Source organism: Endozoicomonas sp. ONNA2, from assembly GCF_024606365.1.
Classification (GTDB): domain Bacteria; phylum Pseudomonadota; class Gammaproteobacteria; order Pseudomonadales; family Endozoicomonadaceae; genus Endozoicomonas.
In genome coordinates, this window is record NZ_JAHHPO010000605.1 from 1 (window position 1) to 2,439 (window position 2,439).

Here is a 2,439-nt window from a genome sequence, read left to right on the forward strand (position 1 = left end):
TTCCGACTTTTTATCCTCAATTTTCTGCCATCCTCGCTACGGGCGCTATTCTCGGGCAGCCTCCTAGCCTTTTTCTTTAACCGCGTTTGCATTTTTGCCAAGAAACCAGAACAACAAGCCCGGCACAGCCAGTACCAGCCCGGTGAGGCTGTGTGTTGGATGCATGTATATATGGTGGATGACACAGAACGTGACAGAGGCAATGAAAATCGTTGGGGCATAGGGCCAGAATAGAACTTTAATATGCCTGTCCTTCAGTTTCAGCCTGACCAGGCCAATGACGGTTATTACACAACAAATGCCCAGTAGATAGCCAATACTGGAAAGCATAAACTCAAAAGAGCCATACCAGAGAATCAATAGGGCAATGATCCCCTGAAAGAGTATCGAATTGCGGTGGCTGCCACTTTTAGCTTGCAGAAATTCCGGTAAGTAACCGTCATCAGCCATTTTGGCATAAACCCGGGGGCCTAGCATGATTAATGCGGAGAGTGAGCTGAGCAAGGCAAGGTTAACAATGATCGCGGCAATCACCACTGCCCACGGGCTGGAAGAGTGTTCAGCAATCAGCAGCAGATAATCTACCTGCCCCACGATATCGTCAACATGCTCCTGTCCGAGAATGGCATAGTTTAATACCAGATAGATGAGTAAAACCAGGCAGGCTCCCGTCATTGTCACTTGCATCAGGTTCCGTTGAGATGCCTTTAGCTCGCTGGCAATGTAAATGACCGAGTTCCAGCCTGAATAGGCAAAGAATGCCCAGATAAAACCGGTTGAGAGACCATCAAAATGCCAGTCTGCGGGGGACGGCAATGAGCTGGTGTTCAGTTGCTCCATGGCTATCTGATCCCAAATCAGATAAATGAAAGCGCCCATCAGGACCAACTTGCAGGAAATCATCAGGTTTTGAATCATCAGGCCCTGATCTCTACCGACGCTATGCATGACAGCAATAAGAACAATAAAGACAGTACCAATGACCCTGGAGTCAGCCAACCCTGAAAAAATGGGCCAGTGACGTGTATACTCACCAAGCGCAAAAGCACAGACGGCGATTGGGGCGGAAAACCCCACCAGCAGCGACACCCACCCTGCCAGACAACCCAGCACAGGATGATACATTCTGGAGATGAAAAGATATTCACCGCCGGATTCCGGTATCTGACTTGCCAGGGCACCATAACAGGCCGCACCACACAGCATGACCAGGCCGGCAATTAACCAGATCAACAATACCAGTACAGGGTGGCCAACCTGACTTAACATCAGGCCGGTTATGGTGAACGTACCAGCGCCAATGACATTAGCGATAATCAGCAGCACTGCACTGGTAAAACCCACTGTGTGATGACAGTTAGTCACAGGTCACCATAATCACGCATCTTTTGTCCTGGATTGGCATCTCAGGGGCTTTTTTTGACCAACGGAAATAACCCTTGCGTGTTCATACCAATTGAAATCCGGGTTCGTCCATGCAGCCTGAATTAAAGGAAATAGTGTGTCATGCTCCGGTATTTCCCTGAAGTACGGTTCGAGCTGGCTGAGAGAAAGATACATCAAACGACCATGAGCATTATCACCACCCTGGACCCGTTTACAGGATATCTGTGCATCTACATTAACCAGACCGGCCTCTGACATCATGTCTGCCAGCTGATATCCCTGCTCTTGGTCAATATGTTTTGACATTCTGTGATAGGCCTCCTGCACGTAGCTGAGCAGCTTCGCATCAATTTTGCCAAGATGGCGGAACCGGTTTGCATTTCCAGTATCAACAAAATCCTCAATAACCAGAAAACCGCCCGGCTTCAATGATTGGGCCAGTTTGGCGATGAGTGCTTGATTGTCGTTGTGAGTCAAGTGCATGAGCACGAGCCGGATATAAATCAGGTCAAACTGGCTGTCGCCGGGATCATAACGTGTGATATCTTCATGAATAACTTCAATCTGAGGGGCAATTGCCGCTACTTCATCAAGGAAGTGATCATCAATATCCAGCGCGATGACTTTGCCGTCCGCTCCTGTCGATTCTGCGAGGAATCGACTCATCGACCCCAGGCCCGGACCTATCTCCAGGAAATGGCCGCCCCTCTTCAGGTATGGTTTCAGACTGGCCTGTGACAGAGGATCAAGGATCTGTTGCAAGGCTTCCAGTCTTTGTCTACTCATATCCCACTTGTTGGAAAGTGAGTATTCCCCTTCCGGTACCATTGACTTATCGACTGCCTCGGCATAAGGGTACATGGACAATAAAAGCAGGAAAATAAAAGCAATTCTTGTAGGGATGCTTCCAATTACTCTCATGGTTGGCACCTGCAAACAACGGGTGAGACCACAAGCATAGATGCCGGATACACTTTATCCACTTTTATTTCCGGGCCAGTTTTTTTGTACGATTTTTGCCCAGGAGGCTGTCCGAGAATAGCGCCCGTAGCG

General features: G+C 48.8%; 2 protein-coding genes. Both read right to left on the minus strand.

The window, feature by feature from the left end:
• Positions 1–63: 63 nt before the first annotated feature.
• Entirely contained in the window at positions 64–1,365 is a 1,302-nt protein-coding gene (locus KDK14_RS10685) for an amino acid permease (protein ID WP_257265094.1), read from the minus strand.
• Between the two features lie 12 nt (positions 1,366–1,377).
• Positions 1,378–2,307 (minus strand): trans-aconitate 2-methyltransferase, encoded by a 930-nt coding sequence (locus KDK14_RS10690; protein ID WP_257265095.1) that lies wholly within the window; start codon positions 2,305–2,307, stop codon positions 1,378–1,380.
• Between the last annotated feature and the right edge of the window lie 132 nt (positions 2,308–2,439).